The sequence below is a fragment of the Cerasicoccus frondis genome (genome assembly GCA_031296915.1).
GTDB classification, from domain to species: Bacteria; Verrucomicrobiota; Verrucomicrobiia; order Opitutales; family Cerasicoccaceae; genus Cerasicoccus; species Cerasicoccus frondis.
On record JAVDPC010000013.1, the window covers coordinates 80,683 to 101,861 of the forward strand.

Annotated in this window: 11 protein-coding genes; 2 read left to right on the top strand and 9 right to left on the bottom strand. The window is 50.0% G+C overall.

Features of this window, described 5'->3' with window-relative positions:
• Nucleotides 1–17 precede the first annotated feature (17 nt).
• Genes araD through RBB63_RS11745 form a run of 3 tightly spaced genes read right to left on the bottom strand, consistent with a single transcriptional unit; the run spans nt 18 to nt 3,828 of the window.
• Nucleotides 18–713 carry an L-ribulose-5-phosphate 4-epimerase AraD gene (gene araD / locus RBB63_RS11735; RefSeq protein WP_309384399.1) on the bottom strand — a complete coding sequence of 232 codons (696 nt, stop codon included), beginning with the start codon at nt 711–713 and terminating at the stop codon, nt 18–20.
• 3 nt (nt 714–716) lie between these two features.
• Nucleotides 717–2,210, bottom strand: a complete 1,494-nt coding sequence (araA, locus tag RBB63_RS11740) for an L-arabinose isomerase (protein ID WP_309384401.1) — start codon at nt 2,208–2,210, stop codon at nt 717–719.
• A 25-nt stretch (nt 2,211–2,235) separates the two neighbouring features.
• A complete protein-coding gene (locus tag RBB63_RS11745) occupies nt 2,236–3,828 on the bottom strand; it encodes a xylulokinase (RefSeq protein WP_309384403.1) in 1,593 nt (530 codons plus the stop codon).
• A 372-nt stretch (nt 3,829–4,200) separates the two neighbouring features.
• Between RBB63_RS11745 and RBB63_RS11750 the strand changes: the two genes are divergently transcribed.
• Complete coding sequence (locus RBB63_RS11750; protein WP_309384405.1) at nt 4,201–6,969, top strand: bifunctional aconitate hydratase 2/2-methylisocitrate dehydratase; 2,769 nt, start codon at nt 4,201–4,203, stop codon at nt 6,967–6,969.
• Nucleotides 6,970–7,074: 105 nt separating this feature from the next.
• Here RBB63_RS11750 and RBB63_RS11755 read toward each other — a convergent pair whose 3' ends face one another.
• Nucleotides 7,075–8,967 carry an FAD-dependent oxidoreductase gene (locus RBB63_RS11755; protein WP_309384407.1) on the bottom strand — a complete coding sequence of 631 codons (1,893 nt, stop codon included), beginning with the start codon at nt 8,965–8,967 and terminating at the stop codon, nt 7,075–7,077.
• A gap of 157 nt (nt 8,968–9,124) precedes the next feature.
• Nucleotides 9,125–10,729 carry a sulfatase family protein gene (locus RBB63_RS11760; RefSeq protein ID WP_309384409.1) on the bottom strand — a complete coding sequence of 535 codons (1,605 nt, stop codon included), beginning with the start codon at nt 10,727–10,729 and terminating at the stop codon, nt 9,125–9,127.
• Between the two features lie 172 nt (nt 10,730–10,901).
• Between RBB63_RS11760 and RBB63_RS11765 the strand changes: the two genes are divergently transcribed.
• Nucleotides 10,902–11,672, top strand: a complete 771-nt coding sequence (locus RBB63_RS11765; RefSeq protein WP_309384411.1) for an SGNH/GDSL hydrolase family protein — start codon at nt 10,902–10,904, stop codon at nt 11,670–11,672.
• Nucleotides 11,673–11,686: 14 nt separating this feature from the next.
• On the opposite strand, the gene RBB63_RS11770 is transcribed toward RBB63_RS11765, so the two are convergent.
• The 4 genes from RBB63_RS11770 to RBB63_RS11785 all read right to left on the bottom strand — a co-directional run bounded on the left by RBB63_RS11770 (nt 11,687) and on the right by RBB63_RS11785 (nt 21,045).
• Entirely contained in the window at nt 11,687–13,210 is a 1,524-nt protein-coding gene (locus RBB63_RS11770; RefSeq protein ID WP_309384412.1) for a sulfatase family protein, read from the bottom strand.
• Nucleotides 13,211–13,233: 23 nt separating this feature from the next.
• Nucleotides 13,234–16,581 carry a sugar-binding protein gene (locus RBB63_RS11775; RefSeq protein WP_309384414.1) on the bottom strand — a complete coding sequence of 1,116 codons (3,348 nt, stop codon included), beginning with the start codon at nt 16,579–16,581 and terminating at the stop codon, nt 13,234–13,236.
• Nucleotides 16,582–16,591: 10 nt separating this feature from the next.
• Nucleotides 16,592–17,935, bottom strand: coding sequence for a sulfatase family protein (locus RBB63_RS11780; RefSeq protein WP_309384416.1), 1,344 nt, complete (start codon nt 17,933–17,935; stop codon nt 16,592–16,594).
• Between the two features lie 161 nt (nt 17,936–18,096).
• Nucleotides 18,097–21,045, bottom strand: a complete 2,949-nt coding sequence (locus tag RBB63_RS11785) for a glycoside hydrolase family 5 protein (RefSeq protein WP_309384418.1) — start codon at nt 21,043–21,045, stop codon at nt 18,097–18,099.
• Between the last annotated feature and the right edge of the window lie 134 nt (nt 21,046–21,179).

Sequence of the window (21,179 nt, forward strand, 5' to 3'; positions counted from 1 at the left end):
CATCACGCCAACTCCTCCTACTGCCCATAATATGCGTTCTTGCCATGCTTCCGCAGAAAATGCTTATCCAATAAAACAGAATCTACAGGCGGCTGCTCTGGAGAGATTGAGAGAGTTTTGAGCGCCATATCGGCTGCGACTTCAAGCGCAAAGGCATATTCCACCGCCTTGGAGCCGGAAGTGTTCCAAACAAAAGGCCCATGGTCATTGACTAAAACTGCGGGCACATCCATTGGGTTTAACTCTTGGAACCGCTCCACGATTACGTTCCCAGTTTCCCATTCATAATCTCCGTTGATTTCATCCGCAGTCATCTTCCTAGTCACCGGAACCGGTCCATAAAAGTGGTCAGCATGGGTCGTCCCCAAGCATGCAATTTCACGCCCTGCTTGGGCGAAGGCCACTGCACAGCGTGAGTGGGTGTGAACAATGGAACGCACGCCATCACCAGCAAATGCGAGGAACAGACGGCGGTGGGTTGGCGTATCAGATGAATAGCGTAGTTTCCCTTCCACAACTTCTCCATTTAGGTCAACGAGCACCATGTCTTCGGGGCGAAGAACGGCATAATCCACTCCGCTGGGTTTAATGGCAAAAACACCTGCATCCGCATCCAGAACACTCACGTTGCCAAAGGTCAGATCGACCAGACCTGTCTTGGGCAGCGCCAGATTCGCCTCACAGCACTCTTCTCTTATTCCTCGGTAATTCATGGATTAGATCCCCCGAATTCCGTAGTAAACCTCGCCTGCACGCAGATCCTGTTTGAATCGACGCATTTCTGTCGACTCGTCGACAAAGACACATTCGACTCCTGCGATCTCCGCCAACATTTCAATCTGGTCAGCTGTGACATCAAAGCTGAAAGCCGTGTGGTGCGCGCCTCCTGCCTGAATCCAGGCTTCAGCAGCAATCGCCAAGTTAGGCTTGGCATCCCAAAGAACACGGGCAACCGGCAACTTTGGCATCGCTTGAGGAATCGCAACGCTCTCGACTTCATTGACCAGAAAGCGGAATCGGTTTCCAAGATCAACGAGAGAAACATTGATCGCCTGACCAGTGGCGCCATTAAACACAAGACGCACCGGATCGGCCTTGCCTCCAATACCGAGTGGATGCACCTCGACACGGGGTTTTGTCGCCGCAATAGATGGGCAGATTTCCAGCATGTGAGACCCTAAGCAACGGGCGCCAGCGGGATCAAAGTGGTAGGTGTAATCTTCCATGAAGGAAGTGCCACCTGTCATACCTGGCGACATCGCCTTAAGCACACGCACCAACATTGCGTGTTTCCAGTCGCCTTCGCCTGCGAAACCATAGCCGTCCGCCATGAGGCGCTGTACTGGCAAACCAGGCAATTGCACCATCCCATGTAAATCCTCAAAAGTATCTGAAAAAGCGCCATAACCACCCTCTTCCAGGAAGCGGCGAAGACCAATCTCGATACGCGCTGCTTCGCGTAGCGAGTCGTGGCGATCGCCGCCCTTGCCCAATTCTGAAGCCAGCTCATAAAGGTCAGCATACTCCTGACAGACCTTGTCGATCTCCATATCTGCGCTTTCATTGATTACCGACACCAGATCGCCGACTCCATGTGTATTAACCTCAAAGCCAAATATCCGTTCAGCCTCTACTTTGTCACCACAGGTCACTGACACGTAGCGCATGTTGTCGCCAAAACGAACGATTTTCAGGTTGCGCATTTCGTCCCAACCCAACGCAACGCCAACCCATTTGGCTAGTTGCGCCCGGACTTCCTCAGCCTGCCAATGCCCCACCACCACCTTCCGTGGGATACGCATGCGCGTCAGCATGTGGCCGTATTCACGTCCACCGTGCGCCGACTGATTCAAGTTCATGAAATCCATGTCGATGCTATCCCAGGGGATGTCGCGATTGAACTGCGTATGTAAGTGGCAAATCGGCTTGGTCAGCGCATTCAATCCGCTGATCCACATTTTGGCCGGCGAGAAAGTGTGCATCCAGGTGATCACGCCGATGCAACGGCTATCGCTACTGGCCTCAGTCAATGTCGACCGGATTTCTGCTGGGGTGGTGACGATCGGCTTAAAGACGATCTCCACGGGGATTAAATCGTCCGCGTTTAAGGCATTGGCAATCGTTTCCGCATTAGCCGCAACCTGCTTCAAAGTGTCCGGCCCATAGAGGTGCTGGCTGCCGGTAACAAACCAAATTTGTTTAGTCTTCATAAAATCGTATGTTGGTGGTATTGAATTAATGCATTGCTTCAACAGCCGCGCGCTCGATGGGGAGTCCACGGTGATAGCGCTCGAAGAATCGATTGAAGCCAGTAATGTCTTCAGGATCAGGCTCAATGGCATCTCCCATGCTCCCGGCAAAAACTGGTTTCAGGAATTCAGGAAGTGTGTTAGATGCATCGTCTCGGATCATAAACGACGCCAGTAGCGCGATGCCCCAAGCGCCTCCTTCACCGGCAGTATCCAGTGTCGAAACAGGAGCACCCGTAGCCGCCGCCATGATGCGTTGGCCAACTATCGGAGTTTTAAAAAATCCACCATGCCCACGGATTTCGTCTACCTCGACTCCTTCATCGATCAACAAAACGTTCAAGCCAGTACGCAGCGCGCAAAGCGCAGTAAACAGGTGCGTGCGAATGAAGTTGGCCAAAGTAAAACGATTGTCCGGCGAACGAACAAAAAGTGGCCGACCTTCGGTGAATCCCGTTACGTGCTCACCTGAAACATAACCGTAGGCCAAAAGTCCGCCACAATCCGCATCCCCAGTTAGAGCGAGATTAAAGAGGCGACCGTAGAGTTCATCAGTCGAAAACTCCGCCCCCATTGTCTTGGCGGCCTGCCCCAAAATTCCGACCCAGGCATCGATATCTGACGAGCAGTTATTCGTATGCGCCATACCAACAAGCTTTCCATCCGGCGTGGTAACCAAATCGATTTCGTGGTGAGCTTTGGAAAGCTCTTTTTCTAAAACCAGCATCGCAAAAACCGACGTCCCCGCAGACACGTTGCCAGTGCGAACTTCAACGCTGTTAGTCGCCACCATGCCAGTACCGGCGTCACCTTCAGGCGGGCACAACGGAATACCCGCCTCCAGGCGTCCAGAGGGATCGAGTAATTTCGCGCCCCCTTCGGTCAATCGTCCTGCGACTTCTCCAGCAGTCATCACTTGAGGCAGCAAATCCTTCAGCTTCCAACCAAAACCCTTCTGCGACGCCAACTCATCAAACTGCGTAATCATGCCCGCATTGAAATCCTGAGAGGCGATATCGATAGGGAACATGCCCGACGCTTCGCCAATCCCCATTGTTTTTTGGCCTGTGAGTCGCCAATGAACATAGCCAGCAAGCGTCGTCATGTGGACGATCTGCCCTACGTGCGACTCATCATTCAGCATCGCCTGATAAAGGTGCGCAATGCTCCAGCGCTGCGGTATCGGATAATCAAATAACTCTGTAAGTTTTTCGGAAGCAGTGCCCGTAATGTTGTTGCGCCAAGTTCGGAAAGGAACCAACTGCTGTTCTTGAGCGTCAAAGACCAAATACCCATGCATCATGGCGCTGAACCCAATGGCCTTGACCTTGGTCAGCTCGACTCCGACCTCTGCCTGGACCATCTGCTGCAGTTCCGCATAGCTCGCCTGTATCCCCGCCCAAACTTCGTCCAAAGAATAAGTCCAGATGCCATCTAGCAATTTATTCTCCCAGCCGTAACCACCTGATGCGATTGGTTGGTTATCCGAGCCGATCAAGACCGCCTTAATGCGCGTCGAGCCTAACTCAATACCAAGAACTGCGTGACCATTCTCTATTTCTGATGCGTAATTTTTCATAGGGGCTTATTAAACGCTGGAGCCATGAAGCTTCAGACTGGTTTTCTGCAACGTCGCCAATGGCATCCGTAGTAGACATCATCCTACGTTCTAACTTCACACTGTAAATCGGGCCGACCCTTGACAGTAAAGTGAGCCCAAAACACACGGTAATCGCTGTGACTTACTCGATACAGTGGCCAGCTGGCATGTATTTGGCTGACAACAACGTCGCTTCGCCAATTGTCATTCTGGCGCTGAATGAATATTCTTGAGCTGATTGACCTGACGGCAGTAGATTGAAATGTTGCTTATAGGCTGCTATTTTCAACGACTTGCTAACGACATATTTTCAAATACTTGAGCTTTAACCGACATCCGTATACGGGACACATGAACTTATACACCGACTACATCAACGAGATCGAAGAACGTAAGAACCAAGGCTTGCACCCCAAGCCCATCGACGACGGCGCACTGCTCGCCGAGATCATCGAGCAAATCAAAGACCTTGATCACGAACACCGCGAAGACTCCCTCAAGTTCTTCATCTACAACACGTTGCCAGGCACTACCAGCGCGGCTGGCGTCAAAGCCCAATTCCTCAAGGAAATCATTCTGGGCGAAACGGTCGTTGCAGAAATTTCACCTGAGTTTGCCTTTGAGCTGCTGTCCCACATGAAGGGCGGCCCGTCCGTAGAGGTGCTCCTCGACTTGGCGCTGGGCAACGACGAAGCGATCGCCAAGAGCGCAGCCGACGTCCTCAAAACGCAAGTCTTCCTCTACGACGCCGACAGTGATCGCCTCGCCGACGCCTACAAGGCGGGCAACGCGGTCGCCAAGGACATCCTCGAAAGCTACGCCAAGGCCGAGTTCTTCACCAAGCTGCCCGATGCCGACGAAAAGATCGACGTGGTCTGCTACATTGCCGCCGAGGGTGACATCTCCACCGACCTCCTTTCGCCCGGTAATCAGGCGCACTCCCGCTCCGACCGCGAGCTGCATGGCAAGTGCATGATCTCCGAAGCCGCCCAGAAGGAAATCCGCGAGCTTCAGGCCAAGCACCCCGGCAAGCGCGTCATGCTGATCGCCGAAAAGGGCACCATGGGCGTGGGTTCCTCCCGCATGTCGGGCGTCAATAACGTTGCGCTCTGGACCGGTAAGCAGGCCAGCCCCTATGTCCCGTTCGTCAATATCGCCCCCATCGTTGCGGGCACCAACGGCATTTCTCCGATCTTTTTGACCACCGTCGGCGTGACGGGTGGCATCGGCCTCGACCTGAAGAACTGGAAGAAGAAGCTCGATGAGAACGGCAACCCGATCCTCGACGACAACGACGATCCGGTGCTTGAGCAGGCGTATTCCGTCGCCACGGGCACCGTTCTCACGATCAACACTAAGCAGAAAAAACTCTTCAATGGCGACCAGGAGCTGACGGACATTTCTTCCGCGCTCACGCCGCAAAAGGTGGAGTTCATCAAGGCCGGCGGCTCCTATGCGATTGTCTTCGGCAAGAAGCTCCAGACCTTCGCCGCAAAAACCCTGGGCGTGGAGCAAACGCCGGTCTTTGCGCCGTCGAAGGAAATTTCGCACCCCGGCCAGGGCCTCACCGCCGTTGAGAAGATCTTCAACAAGAACGCGGTCGGCGTAACCGATGGCCTCACCTTGCATGCGGGCTCGGACGTCCGCGTGAAGGTTAACATCGTCGGTTCTCAGGACACCACCGGGCTCATGACCATGCAAGAGCTGGAAGCCATGGCCGCCACCGTGGTATCGCCGACGGTTGATGGCGCCTATCAGTCGGGCTGCCACACGGCGTCGGTTTGGGATAAAAAGGCGCAGGCCAACATCCCGCGCCTGATGCAGTTCATGAACAATTTTGGCCTGATCACCGCGCGTGACCCCAAGGGTGTTTACCACGCGATGACGGACGTCATCCACAAGGTGCTCAACGACCTGACTGTGGACGAATGGGCGATCATCATTGGCGGCGACTCCCACACCCGCATGTCCAAGGGCGTAGCCTTTGGCGCGGACTCCGGCACCGTCGCGCTCGCGTTGGCCACCGGCGAGGCCACCATGCCGATTCCGGAATCCGTCAAGGTGACCTTCAAGGGCGACCTCAAGGACCACATGGACTTCCGCGACGTCGTCCACGCTACGCAGGCGCAGATGTTGCAGAAGTTCGGTGAAAACGTCTTCCAGGGCCGCATCATCGAGGTCCACATCGGCACCCTGCCTGCCGACCAAGCCTTTACCTTTACCGACTGGACGGCCGAAATGAAGGCCAAGGCCTCCATCTGCATTTCCCAGGACGACACCCTGATCGAATCGCTGGAGATCGCCAAGAGCCGCATCCAGATCATGATCGACAAGGGCATGGACAACGATGCCCAGGTCCTGCAGGGCTTGATCGACAAGGCCAACGAACGCATTACCGAAATCCGCACCGGCGTAAAGCCCGCGCTGACGCCCGACGCCAACGCCAAGTATTTTGCCGAGTTCGTCGTCGACCTTGATCAGATCGTTGAGCCGATGATCGCCGACCCGGACGTCAACAACGAGGACGTTTCCAAGCGCTACACCCACGACACCATTCGCGCCCTCTCTTACTACGAAGGCACGAAGCACGTGGACCTCGGTTTCGTCGGCTCCTGCATGGTGCACAAGGGCGACTTGAAGATCGTTTCGCAGATGCTGAAGAATCTCGAAGCCCAACAAGGCAAGGTCGAGTTCCATGCACCACTGGTGGTCGCCGCGCCGACCTACAACATCATCGACGAGCTCAAGGAAGAAGGCGACTGGGACATGCTCCAGAAATATTCCGGCTTTGTGTTCAATGACGACGCCCCGAAAAACGCCGCGCGCACCGAATACGAAAACATGATGTATTTGGAACGCCCCGGCTGTAATCTCTGTATGGGCAACCAGGAAAAGGCCGCCAAGGGCGACACCGTCATGGCGACTTCGACGCGCCTCTTCCAAGGACGCGTCGTGGAGGACTCCGAGCGCAAAAAGGGTGAATCCTTGCTCGCATCGACACCCGTCGTTGTGCTCTCCGCGATCCTTGGCCGCACGCCAAACTTCGAGGAATACAAGGCCGCCGTTGAAGGCATCAACCTGACCAAGTTCGCTCCGCCGATGAGCGCGATGAGCAGCTAGCGTTTGTATGCCACATTTGTTTCCCTTCTAGCCCGAAGTGAAAACACTTTTAAGCTCAGACTTTGTCAGCCACTTTCATTAGTGGCTGACAAAGTCTGATTTTCATCACCATACCTTTGATGGATCCAGCACATCAAAATCCTCTTCCGCAAAGGTTGGCCACTCTCGGTTGATCGCAGCTTCTGGCCAGCCAATTCGATCCATCATGCAAACCATCTGATACATTAGGTCCATTTTCCGTGAACCATGATTGATGGTATGAATGTCCCGCAGCACATCTAGGTCCGTTCCAACCTCTTTGATCTTGCGCATCACTTTTTGCATCATCGGGCGATGCCGACAACTACTTTGCTGCAAATCCACTCTTAGATGACGAGGATCCCCCGGCCAAATTCCCGTCAGCGCTAACAATTGCCCAGCTTCGAAAGCAGGATGTTCACGCGTTAGATCTTCATACCAATAGAGTGGAATCCCAACGCCAAGCAAGCGCCGTTGGTAGGCAAATAAATCCTGCCCTTTCAGGTTTGGGTGAGCAGGCCTGCGCTCTAGAAAGTATGCAGCCAGTTCTCCCGCAGCTTCGCCAATTGCCCATTCGGTATTGTGCAACCGATATGCACCGTTCGTAATCTGGGTCACCCCGATTCCTTTATTTGCAACGGCAAAATTCTTTAACTGAGGACTGACCAACGCGCCAAGTGGTATCTGATACGGACGAGTCATTTGCACCATTCCCCCTCCCCCTGCTGAACGGCAGTGAATGTCGATCATGTAAGCTCCCAATCCAACTGAATTGGCGAACTGGCGAGCACGCGCAGTTGAGTTAAACTCAGTGGACAGGTCTTCCTCGACGACGATATCGCATCCCCGAAGTCGACGACCTTCACGAACGTACGGGCCTTGGGCAATACCGTCGACAGTGCCAGTCGCTTCAGGCATCGGACGAATTTCCGGATAACCAAAGCCGCCATCATCGCGCGGCGCCTCTGTTTGCAACCAATACAGATAGGCCCGACTGAGAGCACGCGCACTCGTCAAATGCTGCGCTGCATCTGGATTTTCAATAAAGCCTCCGCCCTTGTAATCATTGCTGCCTACATTGATGACTGCTCGGGATGTAGTTAGCGCTGAATCAGCGAAATTCTTATTGTCCACCAGGCAACGGTAATACCAGAAAGGCACAATACGAAGACCAGTTTTATGATGAAACTCGAGTTCAAAAAACTTGCCTGGTTGATCCTTTTGCCCCCCCAGATTTCCAAGTTTGAACGGCTGTCTATCTCGCAGTTCTTCATATCCCTCTGGCTTCTCAATCGTGAAATTGCCACCAGGTACAAATTCAACAGCGATGCAATAGGTATATGACTGTACGGCAGTCCGATTTGCCTTATCCGGAGCATGCTTCTCGCCAAAAGTAGCCTTTGCTTCTTCGCCTAATCCATAATCAATATTCAACAATGGATAAGTGTCTCCGGTTTCAGTCCCATCGAGAAAGAAATCGGCTTTGAGACTGATTATACTTGCTGCATTGTCGAGGTGCTGACAATCGACCGATACTATTCTTTCTGTTGCTACTTCAGCAGACACTGGCACGGTGCGCGTGTGGATCGTCAACTGCCCGCTTTCAACGTAAGGAGTCAATAGGTCCATAATGACCTTGTAGGCAACATGAGACTCTGCCGTCACAGGCGCACAAGCAGCATTGCCTGGGCAAAAGTAAATTTGATCGTTACCAATCGCTGATAGCTTATAATTCTCTCGGTAATGGTTTCGCAAACGCTCACGGAATTCCGAATATCGTGCATTCATCTGCGTCTCGCCAACGGGATCATAAAATTCATCCATGACGCATAAAGCCTGACTCGTAGCCTGTCCTCCGATCCAATCAAATTCATCAGTCATGACGACTTTTAAGCCTCGTTCCAAAATCGCCCAAGCCGCTGCAACTGCGCCAAAGCCACCGCCGATAATCGCAACATCAGATATGTGTTCAGTTTTCATATTCAATCTCAATCGTTATGTTTATATCACTAATATAAATGTCCTTAAGGTATCTGGTAATAACTCTTTATCGCATCGAACTTCTTGCATTCAAAACAAACGATTTTTCTATATATAACGAGTTCCTTCATTGATATCATAACGATGCCAGGCACCTTCAACTTACTTCAATATATAGCTCAGTAACCTCGCTACTTTCATAGCCAATTCGTTCCGCAATAACCTTCAAATGATGGCTTCCGACAGGCAACTTAATCGGTCCGCAATACAAGCGCCAACGATTCACTAAATCACTACTGAAGCGGTAGACAATCGATGCGCCCTGTGTCGCACTTTGCAGAATAATTTCGGCAGGTCCATTTACCGAAACAGGGCCATCCATCACGTCAACACCGAGATTCGCATGGTTCACACAAATACCGATAGCCTTGTGCGTCCTTGGCTGAACACCGCCTGGATACCATTGGTTGAGCATTGTTTCTTCAGAGACCTCGGCCATGTCTCCTACCTCATTTAAGAATTCATCGAGGGCGTCGCTTAGTCGGCTTACATCATCGGCATGATCAGTATCGTTCGCCAAATTGACTATTTCATGAGGATCTGTCTCGAGGTCATATAATTCTTCGACAGGCCTAGTGCTTGCGAAAAAGCACCTTTCTTGTACTTCAGAAAGCTCATTGCACAGATGTAAGCGCCAAATTTCCTCCATCATTGGATGGCGACATAGATAGCTATTCCATGTGCTTCGGCTTAGGTTTGGATAGTAATTTCGTATGTATTTATAACGCTTATCGCGTATGGCTCTAACCCGGTCATACTCACAGTCGTGCCGATCACGAGTCGCATAAACAAACTCACGTTCTGGAGATCGGTTAGCGCCAATAAAAACCCTACCCTGCATATGAGACGGAACATCGATGCCCGCTAGAGACAGCGCCGTCGGGCCAAGATCAATGCTGCTGACCAACTCGTCGCGGACTTCTCCAGCCTCCAGTCTTCCAGGCCAACGGACTATCATAGGGATATGAATGCCCGAATCGTATGGCCAACGCTTGCCGCGAGGGAGAGGGCCGTGATCGCTCCAATGAAAAACAATAGTGTTCTCTGTAAGACCATCTTCTTCCAACTGCGTCAACAGTTCGCCCATCATTGCATCATTACGCGCGATGTTAGAGTGCATACGCGCCATTGCCTCACGAGCCTTGGGTGTATCAGGAATATAGGGAGGCAAGTCAACGCTGCCGGGGTCGATCAGCAAATCTTGTTCATTACTTTCCCACATTCCGCTCTCATGCGTTCCTTCCAGATTGAACACCGAAAAGAACGGCTGATCTGGGCTTTCGCGTTTTCGCCAATGTCCCTGCTCGCTTTGTTCGTCCCATGCTGAAAGTGGAGGCTTGAATTGGTAGTCCGTCTTCACATTGTTAGTGCAATAGTAACCTGCCGCACGGAAATACTCAGGAAGACATTTCACATGCGGCGGCAACACCGCACGATAGGGCGTGGGCAATCCAGGCATTGAAGGGTCCTGATGCATGGTTCGGTGATGACAAGTTCCAATGGAAATCGCATACATCCCGGTGATGATGGCCGATCTACTTGGCGAGCAAACTCCCGATGTCGAAAAGGCGTTCGACCAGCGACAACTCTCCGTGGAAAATCGATCTAGCACCGGAGTTTTCGCAACCGAGTCGCCATAGCAGCCATAGTAGGGACTCGTATCCTCAAAAGAAATCCATAGAATGTTAGGGCGCTCTGACATGGGTAATACAACAAGAAATATATTAGAGGGAAACGACTGCTACATCGAATAGATGCATTCAGTTGGGGCATACATAGCGATTAATTCTTTTCGCTCTCAAGTGATTACTCGCTTAATATTAACTTGCAACTTAATTGCTTCGCCAGCCGATTCGCAACTAAGTTTCTGAAACATGTTAAAACCCCTCCAGCTAATCCTCATCATCAGCGCCATGGCCTGCGTTACCGTATTCGCTCAGAAATCAGTAGGCGCGAACGAAGGCGAAGATGATACAGACTCCGCCACAAAGGATAATCCGGCTATGGCGCCTATTGTAGATATACCTGGATTGCCACGAGTCCTGATTATCGGAGATTCCATCTCGATTGGATACACACTCCAAGTCCGGGAGCTGCTTAAGGGAAAGGCAAATGTGCACCGTGTTCCACAAAACTGTGGCGCAACCAACAAGGGCTTCGCTCGCACGAAAGAAAAGTCGACTTGGGGTCTGGATCAACCATGGGATGTCATACATTACAACTTCGGTATTTGGGACACGAAAATCAGGCCCAATACAGGCAAAGTGACAACAAGCGACGAAGCCTATATCAAGAATCTCACTGCGATTACAGAGCGACTTAAAGAAACCGGCGCCGAACTAATTTTTGCCACGACGACACCAATTCCAGATAACCTACTCGTTGCTGCAGCACCCGATGCAAAGCTCCCCCAAAAGAGTCGTGTTTTTCTGGATGTCACCGAGAAAAACCAACTTGCTGTAAAAAGCCTCTCACCGATGGGAGTACAAATAAATGACCTCTACACAGTAGTCTATCCCCAAAGGGAAGCATGCTGGCGCCCTCAGGACTTGCACTTTAATCCTCATGGATGTGATGTATTAGCTGAAGCAGTCGCCACAAGCATTAGCGACGCCTTAGACAAACGCCAGAATTCCCAACCTTAAACATGAAAGCCAACCTAAGCGCCATTTCGCTCTTCCCACATACTTTCAGGGGGCGCAGAGGGTATTTTCGCTTCCCACTTAGCAAGCTGACAACGTAATTCCTTTTCAACTTCAAGAAGCACAGGATCTCCGATTCGATTGTGCATTTCATAGGGATCTTCGACACGGTCGAACAGCATGTCATCCAATCCATAAAAGTTTCGATGAAAAGCGCCTCTAGTCTCTTGCCAAACGCCTAGCTTATAGCGCTCAGTAATAATCGTGCTTTGTACAGCATTCTCCGTGATCACAAAAGGTCTTCCCGATTTTTTACCATTGAGCAGATCATAGGCTAGCGATTGCCCTGCCAATGGGAAGGGCGTATCCGTGGGTATTGGGACTCCGCATAAATCAAGTAGCGTGGGATAGAGGTCAACCAACTCGACCAAGCTTTGATTCACCCGCCCCTCTGCGATATGATTGCGCCAGTGGAGTATCAGTGGCACGCGGACGGTTTCTTCATAGACATTGTGCCCGGCCGAGCATTTTTCCACCATACCATGCGCCCCAACAAAATCACCATGATCCGAGGCGTAGATGATGATAGTGTCATCAAATTGCCCGCTATCCTTTAGAGCTTTCAGGATGCTTCCAACATGGTCATCGATCTCTTCGACCAAAGCGTAATAACCAGCTATGATATCTCTATAAATCTGCTCATTTTTACGCGCCTGATCGACGGGCCAAACCTGGTTGGATCCACCTAACAGTTCCCGAAATACTGGCGGCATAGTCGCAGGGTCCTGGCGCATTGAGGCAGGCATCGCCAACCCATCACCCTTATTGCGTCCACTCCCCCAATGACTACGGTCAAAGCGATCATAGAATTCTTTTAACGGCGTATAAGGCTGATGTGGACGGTAGAATGACGCCCAGCAAAAAAAAGGCTGATCTTTACCTGATCGTGAATGAATAAAATCCACCGTTCGTCTCCGAGTCCACGCCTCCATCGTCGTCTCTGGAGTTAGCTCAGTCACGTGCTGAGACATAGGAGAAATGGGTAGCTTCTTCGTCTCGGTAACCCATCCCTCGGCGCCATGAGCAAATTCCGCTCCCCAATCTCGGTCAAATGCCTCCCCTAACCCCTGATCATTAATCCAAGACACATAATTATCGTCTGGAGATTCTTTGATGAAATGGCTGGCCTGTTCAACCCATCCGGCATCACACCCACTCTCAAGGTGCCGCTTTCCAAATGCAGCAGTGTGGTATCCCGCACGTTGGAAAGCGGCAGGCAGGGAAACAACCTCCTCCATTACCGAGCTACGATCCATGTTCATGTAACAACCTAAAGTACGCGGATAAAGTCCCGAAAACAGCGAGCTGCGAGAAGGGACACAAATCGCGTTTTGGCAATAACCACGAGTAAATCTTGTTCCTGAAGCCGCCAGTGAATCGATATGCGGCGTGCGTATATCAGGATGTCCTTCACACCCAAGCACAGAGGCTTGATGCTGGTCACTAAATAGGAGTAAAACATTAGGATGTGATTTAGCCATCGTTCAAATTTCGATCATCGTTCCTAAGGCATTAGAATAAGGTCACCGACGGTAACTACATCCTTGTTATGCGCGCTTCCAAACCAGGTCATAAAAGCGTTTCTCCCTTCGCCGTCGTCTTCATTCACAATTAGCGTAAAGCCAAGATTTCCACCAACCTTTGGCTCGAATGGGGTAAGTCGCTCCCAAGGAATCGCAACTTCGTAGGTCCGATCATTACTCGTTTCGCTATCCCTATGAATGGCTAATTGAACCGAATCAACTAAGCCAACCGGCACAGTTGTATCTGCTGATAGTGCGCACCACACCTGAGCCCCTTTTTTTCCATCGGCTAAGGTATATTCGTACTTACCAGCTTTACGTTCGTTGACTCTCATAGGATCGATGAGCATCTGCAGGCTATCCAATCGCCAGAGGTCCCGACCTCCAAATTTCAACTCCCCGGTAGCATCATCCTTCACCGTGACTGCGACGTAGAGATAACGATCATCCCAAAGATAACGGATTTGAGCTGAAAGGTCGTCGACACCATCCCAAACTGGGGCAGCCAATCCAGGGTTTTCAATCGCATAGAAATGACTGACTTCATCTAAAGCTTCAACATGTGCTCTAGCCCAAGAGTCTTCGTCCAGTATCCCATCAAGAGTGATGTCCGTAGTAAGTCTCTCCACCGGCACGAATCCCGCAACTGGACGCTCAACTGAAATGGACTTTCCATCTACCCCTCGAATTGAAGCACTGACATGATATACGGTCGCTGGCAGGGAATCTACAATCGGCAAACGCAACTCAGTGCTTGAATGCGGCAGAACAGTGAGCTCCGTATTGTCCATCAACGGGAAGTAGGCATTCGTCGATAATATTGGCGTATACTCTCCCCCACGAAGTATCTGCTCACCATTGATCGAAGCTTTCCAATGTACTTTTTGTGAAGTGGATCCAGCATTTCTAATGAGCAGCTTGACTCCCGGTGAATCTTGTTCCCCAAGGGGTATAGGTAAAAGATTGAGTGATAGTTTAGCTTCAACTGGAAGTCGTAGCGATAGAACACCATTAAGTACACCTACCTTTTCTTGCACCAGGACTTGTAACGACGCCTCACGGACTTTGCTATCCGTAGCAATCTCCAAGCTGATGCGTGCGCACGGCTCGCCTTGAGTTGTCTTCGCTAATTCTGACTGTATTCCCCAGTAAGGAGGCGCTTGAATGGACACTGTCTGATACGCTGCTTCGTTCGGCAACACAACCTCAATGATGTTACGCACATCGTGCTTCAAGGCGCCTGGATATTGCCCCAAGCGAATCGGCGAATTAGGTAATTGCTCTGGCAATTTCCCAATTCTGTCTTCAAATGTAATCAAAACTGGATCAACGCCAACAGTTAAAGCTACGCCACCATCTTGCGCTTCTAAAGCATATGTCCTTCCATCGATATGTGTCAGTCGAACTTTGCCAGCTCCGTCATACGGTAAGAAAATATCATTTCGCGCAGAATCCGCATAGGCAATCAATGCAGAGCCATCCTCTTCATCTTCGAAAAGGTATAAGTGATAATCATCGTAGGATTTTTCTTCGACGAAACGCTTAGCCGCGATGCCATTGACAACATTATAATAGGCAATTGCATCCAGTTTCGGCGCGTACCTCTTATAGTGTGAAAAAAAGGTATTGTGAGCTTCACCAAAGCTGCCAACCAAACGCGCCTCCGGGTCGGGGTATACAAGCCCAAACCAGGAAACATTAGCTCCTCCAGATGCAAAGAAAATTGCGATTTTCTTATAAACCGAGCTGGCCACAGAGATGCGCGACATCCCTTGACTATTCAGTCCAATCTCGGTCGACCAAATCGGCTTTTTGTAGCCGTATTTTTCAAAAAGCTCAGGGTACTTTTCGGTTAATATTCTGCGGAGTTCAGCGGGATCTGAATACGTATGAAAATCATACGCATCGCACCACTGGCCCAGACCACGCTTAAAATACTCTTCATCGGGCCCCATGGAACTCCCCACTACAAAGATATCCGGATCGATCTTTTTAATTTCAGTATAGGCGATCCGATACGCATCGATATCTGCATCAATATCATCACCTTTGTTATGAGGCTCATTTCCAAGATTTACGTATAAAGGCTTCAAGTCTCCATACTTTGCAAAGAAAGTGCGAATCTCTTCTCTCATTAGCGCCCCATCATTGGCCAAAAGCATCTCCCATCCAGGCTGACGACGTTCAACGCTTAGCGCAGGTGAACGAACCATTGCCCCCATACCGAGTGCGTTGGTCTCATATATTTGAGCCGCATTAATCTGAGCTGGATCCGTTGAATAAATCCCCCAAGCATTACAAATTCGCACACCTAATCGATGAGTCAATATCGGGCTCTCTCTAGTGTTCTGATTCCACGTTCGACTGGTAAATGGAATTTCTTTAGGGCTAAACTGGTTGGCATGTGCTTCGGGTAAAATTGCAAAAGTAGAGTAATCAGCAAACGGATCGGCACTTTGACGCAAGATTTCGCCATGCACTTCATAATAGCGACCTACCTCAAGCGGAAGCTGCTGAAGATCGATAGTCGTCTGGTATCTGTAGTAGTTGCGACCTTGCACTAAGCCCTTGGGCTCGAGTCTGCTAAGAATGGGGATATTCTGCTCGCCCCCCCAGTAGTCGCATACCGTCACTTTAATCCTTGTCAGCGACTCAGGCAGCTCTTGAAGAGACCATACCTCGATGGTCACCGTTAGTGGGTCTTCTGGAAAAAGGAGATGCCCGTCAGCCGGCATAGTAAACAACATACGACGTAGGCCATCATCAGGCTGATCATCTTTAAGTAGCTTAATCGACAGGGCATCGACGATAAAATATCCCTCCGTTTCTTTGTGTAATTTCACAAGAACTTGTGCTGACACAGCATCATCTGGCACCTTCAAGCGCTCAACACGGAGGCGCCACGGATTTCGCTTATACCAACTTCGAACATCATGTATGCCGAGTGACTTGCCTTCACTATTGAAGAACACAATACTGAGTGATCCTCGATATGAATTGTCCATCGAATCCAAATCGCATCGACCTGCAAATTGTATCTCCAGTGTGCCAGCTGAAACGGAGAAAACTTGGCTTTCCGCACTCACCGTTTCACGCAACGTAGTTTGATCCTTTGATAAACGAAGCGCACCTTTTCCTTCATAGGTGACCTTGCCGGTAATCTCTACCCCAGCTTCTGTTGTTTTCCAGTTACTTTTCAACGCATCTGGATTCTCGAAGTTTTCGCTGAAGACCTCATTCGCTGGAGCGCCTGTTTTTTCTTCTGCCATCAATGAAGAAAATACAGCAGTGAATAAGAATATGATAAAAGCCTGTTTAAATAGTTTCATTTTAGAATAGTTAAGCCCTCGGATTAATCTGAACGCCAACAGACCGCTGAGGTGCTGGTAAAATCACAGGCGCATCTTCACCACATTCGACCATTCGGAGTATTAATCGTTCTGCTAAACTGTCGCACAGTTCCCGATGATTGACTGAGCCCGCCAAATTGAACAATTCATATGGATCACTGGCCAGATCATAAAGGTATTCTTCTTGATAGATGTCAGCACAACTATTGGCGACAGGATCAAGGCCCTCGGCCGACACTGCATATTTCCAACGCTTGGTCCTAATGACCCGTCCGACTTCACTTTCGCTGATTTGTGCAAACACTTCCTCGGGCCATTCTGCTTGCTTTCCATTTAATAATGGCATGATTGACCGGCCTTGCAGCGTTTCGGGCATTTCCAAGCCAGCTGCGTCAATCAGTGTCGCTGGTAGATCCACCAGACTGACGACTTCCTGTATCTGACCACCGCCATTGAAACCAGGTCCACAAAATGCAGTTGGCACGCGCAGAGATGAGTCATGACAGGAACGCTTAAACTCTCGATTTCGGGTAGCAAAGTGATTACCGTGATCCGAGGTGAACAGCACAATCGTGCTCTCGCTCAGCTTAAGACTCTTAAGCGCATCCAACACTCGACCGAGCGCCTCATCCAAACGCTTCACCATCCCATAATAGCCACCAATATGCCGGTGAGCATTACCGCCGAGTTCAGCTAAGTCTGGCGGTAGCCACCGTCCCTGATAGCGCTCTGCATATCCCGGTGGAGCTGGAAAAGAATTCGTCCAATTTTGATGGTGTGGCTCGATATATGAGCTGAATAAAAAGAAGGGCTTATCTTTATTCTGTTGGATAAAACGAATCGACGCATCTGCAATCGCATCTACTCGGTATCCCGGCAAAAAGTGCTCCTTCTCTTCCTCATCGTATAAATGCACTTCAAAAGCATCTGAAGTGAATTCCAGTATATTGCTTGCCAGCCACTCTTGATAGCCTCCGCGCTGTGCTGGACGAACAGGGCCACGTGAATTCTCATCGCCCAAATGCCATTTGCCAATGTATCCGGTACGGTAGCCAGCCTCATTAAAACTCTGTGCTATCGTAGGGACATCTTCTGGCAGTGGTATACCATTTCGATAACAACCTGTTCTAGTCGCATATTGTCCGGTTTGAAAGCAGGACCTTGCAGGGCCACATACAGGCTGACAAGTAAATGATTGGGCAACATGAGTTCCCATCCGCGCCATTCGATCAAAATTAGGCATCAACTCCAATGGGTTTCCGTGCAGACCGGAACAATCCCAACGCTGTTGATCTGTAAAAAACACGACTACATTTGGAGGGGTTTCAGACATTAAACTACTATCTTAGAATCTATCAAATCCAGATCTACAAGGCCTACCAATTAATAAACGCAACCAATCTTCACTAGTAATCTCTGGCTAGTGCGATTAACGCATTCATAGGAGTATGATTGAAATGCGACTTAGGCGCTAAAAGCCATCATTCAAACTCGCTAGTTAATCGTCGAAAAGTTAGCAAGCTGAACTGCCCCGGTAGTAGATCCATCACTTGGTGAGCTGACGCTCAACTTGAGCTGCTGAATTGGAAAATGAATCTTCCCATCGTTAGCGCCCCCCCAAGACTCAAATTTTCTGTCAGCAAGGATTTTGAAAGACTCCCATTGCCCTGTGCCCTTCGGCTTTATCCTGGCTTGTAGATTCTGCTTAGTGCTATCGACAAAGCGAACGGTGATAGACTGCTGAGTCGATGCGAGCACATCCATATTGAACTCATTAAATTGAGGAATGTCTGTAGTGGTAGTCGCAACCAAATTACCCTTTGCGCCAGGTTGAAAGTCATAGGCAACAACACCAACATTATTTTCGAGCGAAATGCTGCCGTCGCCCTTGTTCTTCTTCAGCTTCCACTTCGCTCCTGGAGCGAATAGGTTCAAATCAGAGCCGCTAATAGCCGGCGCTGCAGCTACGGAAATTGGCGCTGAAGAAGCTGCCGAGGTTGTTGGCGCTGGCTGAGTGACTGGAGTCGCAGATGCTTGCGGCGTCGATCTACTGTCACTACCGGTAGTTGAAAAGCCCGCAAACTGAACAGCGCCAATAGTCGTCCCATCAGAAGGCGCATTAACACCCAATTGAATTTGTTGAATAGGAAAATGAATCTTTCCATCATTGGCCCCACCCCAAGACTCAAACTTCCTGTCGGCGAGTATCTTAAATGGCTCCCATTCTCCCGTCCCCTTCAATTTAATTCTGGCCTGTAGGGTTTGCCTCGTGCTGTCGATAAAACGAACTGTGATTGACTGCTGAGCCGAGGCAATCGCATTCAGGTTGAACTCCGTAAACTCAGGAATGCTTGTATCAGTAATCGCTACTAGGTTGCCCTTTTTCCCCGACTGAAATTGATAGCTCACTACGCCAACATTATCTTTCAGCACTATACTTCCAGTAGCGTTATTCTTTCTCAATTTCCACGAGGCTCCAGTCGCAAATAAATTCAGTTCTGAACCATGGCTCGCCGGCACAGTAGCAACCTGCACCGATTCCTGTGCTCCAGACGATCTAGCCGAGGCTTGTGTTCCGTCCGAGCCTTTATTGCCTGCTGCAGTGATTAAGTCGGCCAACTCGACTTTACCGGTTGCGCTTTGATCAGTCCGAACAATCCCAATTTTAATCTGCTTGATTGGGAAATGTATCGTACGATCATTAGCACCGCCCCAGCTTTCAAACTGCTTATCCAACGGAACAATGATTGGCTCCCAATCACCTGTGCCTTTGGTTTTTGTTTTATGCTGTAAGTTTTGTCCTGTGCTGTCGATGAAGCGAAAAGTGATCGGTTGGCGAATTGGAGTGCGTGCATTTAGATGGAGTGCACCAGCTTCAGCGGAAATATTCGTATCTACTTGGGCCATCAAATAGGCTGGCTTATTGGGGGTGGAATTCGTGAAGTCGTAGGTGACTATGCCAATTGGATTGTTTCCATCTTTCCCCAATGCGAAGCTGCCATCTCCGTTGTTTTGTTTCAGTTTCCATTCGTTACCAGAGGTGAAAAGGCCCAAGTCCTTACCTCCGACCTCTGCAGCAGAAGTAATCAGCTCACCGGTTTTCGGTTTTTGCATACTGCCGGGAACCACGCTTGAACCGTTCGGCGCAACGCCATCGGGCAGCACAATGTATTGTGGAGCGCCAGTGACAGCGAGCTCCAAAGGGCTACCGCTGACCGTCGATTGATTGCCGTAAAGATCAACCCGTGTGAAAGAACCGCTGGCGCCATCCAAAGTAATGGAATGGTCAAGTGTCTCGTCCGGAGAGCTTTGCGGCGGAGCCGACGTCCAGACAACAAGTTGACGCTCTCCTGCCTTGCTTTCCCAAAGCATCACGAAGTCACGTTCGTTATCTGAGGGAAGACGCTTAATGTATTTATATCCAGACAACTGCTCGTGCATGGCCTTAGCCGCATCCTCAACCGGCACTTTGAATCCCGGTTTAATGCCAAATTTATCACCGTCCCATTGATACCATACAGTAGCTCTGATGCCATACATCTGATCCATCATGTATTGACGAACATAGTGCCAAGCCTGATACACGTGCGCCTTATCAGCCGAGCCGCCAGACCACCCTTCACTTGGTATCTCGCCTCCTCCGATATGCTGTTTGATAGAGAAGCCACGCTCAGTATCAAACATCAGTAAATTAGGTTTTCCGTATTTTTGCAGCAGATCACGCGTGATTGTGTGTCCAACGGCAAACTCCTCAGGTGTCTTAACACCGTATGGATGCACCGACCACCCCTGAATCCCGCAGTCTAAAATGCCTTTCTGAAAGCAATACTCCGTCCACTCGTAGCTTGGTTGCCAATAGTTGGAAACGGACCCCGCAATCACAAATGCGTCAGGAACTTTCTTGTGAATTGTCTTTGTCGTTTCAATCACAAGCGCCGTGTACTCATCGGCATAAGGCTCGGAGTTATGCTTGCCATCTTTGCGCCAAAAACTCCGAACATTCGGCTCGTTCCAGATTTCCCAAATTATAGGATAATCTTTAAAATGCTCTGCCGCAGCCGCAGAGAAGTTGGCGAAGCCCTTACGACCAGCTTCTGTCTGAATGCCACCCTTGCCATCATCTTCGTAAAGTGGATTTCCTCCGAAGAGGGAAACGCAAATCCTCATTCCTTTGGCTTTTGCGTGATCAAATTCTTTTTGCCACGCAGAGAAGTCGTAAACACCTTTTTCAGTCTCCACTGCATTCCAATACATACCTCGACGAAAGCCTCTAAAACCAATGTCATAGACTTCGTCAATGGTCTCCGTAGAGAAATTATGAGACTTCAACTGTATATAGACAGGATCCGGGAAGTATGGACCAGGCACAGCCTGAGTGGTGGCAAACAGCGGGGCTTGCAAGATGATCGAAAGAACTCCAATCGCGAGGTTAGGGAATTTCATGGTTTTCAAAAATACTAAAACAAGTCGTTCGATTAATAGAAAATGCAATTGTTTCAGCTTAGTCACTAGATTCGCAAATAAATCCAAGCTTAATAATAAGTTCGGTCATCCGGAGACATATTTGACATAGCGAG

Coding starts and splice junctions, on each gene's coding strand:
- RBB63_RS11775 (WP_309384414.1), bottom strand. CDS start 16,581: ATGAAACTATTTAAACAGGCTTTTATCATATTCTTATTCACTGCTGTA.
- RBB63_RS11785 (WP_309384418.1), bottom strand. CDS start 21,045: ATGAAATTCCCTAACCTCGCGATTGGAGTTCTTTCGATCATCTTGCAA.
- RBB63_RS11745 (WP_309384403.1), bottom strand. CDS start 3,828: ATGAAAAATTACGCATCAGAAATAGAGAATGGTCACGCAGTTCTTGGT.
- RBB63_RS11750 (WP_309384405.1), top strand. CDS start 4,201: ATGAACTTATACACCGACTACATCAACGAGATCGAAGAACGTAAGAAC.
- RBB63_RS11760 (WP_309384409.1), bottom strand. CDS start 10,729: ATGTCAGAGCGCCCTAACATTCTATGGATTTCTTTTGAGGATACGAGT.
- RBB63_RS11755 (WP_309384407.1), bottom strand. CDS start 8,967: ATGAAAACTGAACACATATCTGATGTTGCGATTATCGGCGGTGGCTTT.
- RBB63_RS11780 (WP_309384416.1), bottom strand. CDS start 17,935: ATGTCTGAAACCCCTCCAAATGTAGTCGTGTTTTTTACAGATCAACAG.
- RBB63_RS11770 (WP_309384412.1), bottom strand. CDS start 13,210: ATGGCTAAATCACATCCTAATGTTTTACTCCTATTTAGTGACCAGCAT.
- araD (WP_309384399.1), bottom strand. CDS start 713: ATGAATTACCGAGGAATAAGAGAAGAGTGCTGTGAGGCGAATCTGGCG.
- araA (WP_309384401.1), bottom strand. CDS start 2,210: ATGAAGACTAAACAAATTTGGTTTGTTACCGGCAGCCAGCACCTCTAT.
- RBB63_RS11765 (WP_309384411.1), top strand. CDS start 10,902: ATGTTAAAACCCCTCCAGCTAATCCTCATCATCAGCGCCATGGCCTGC.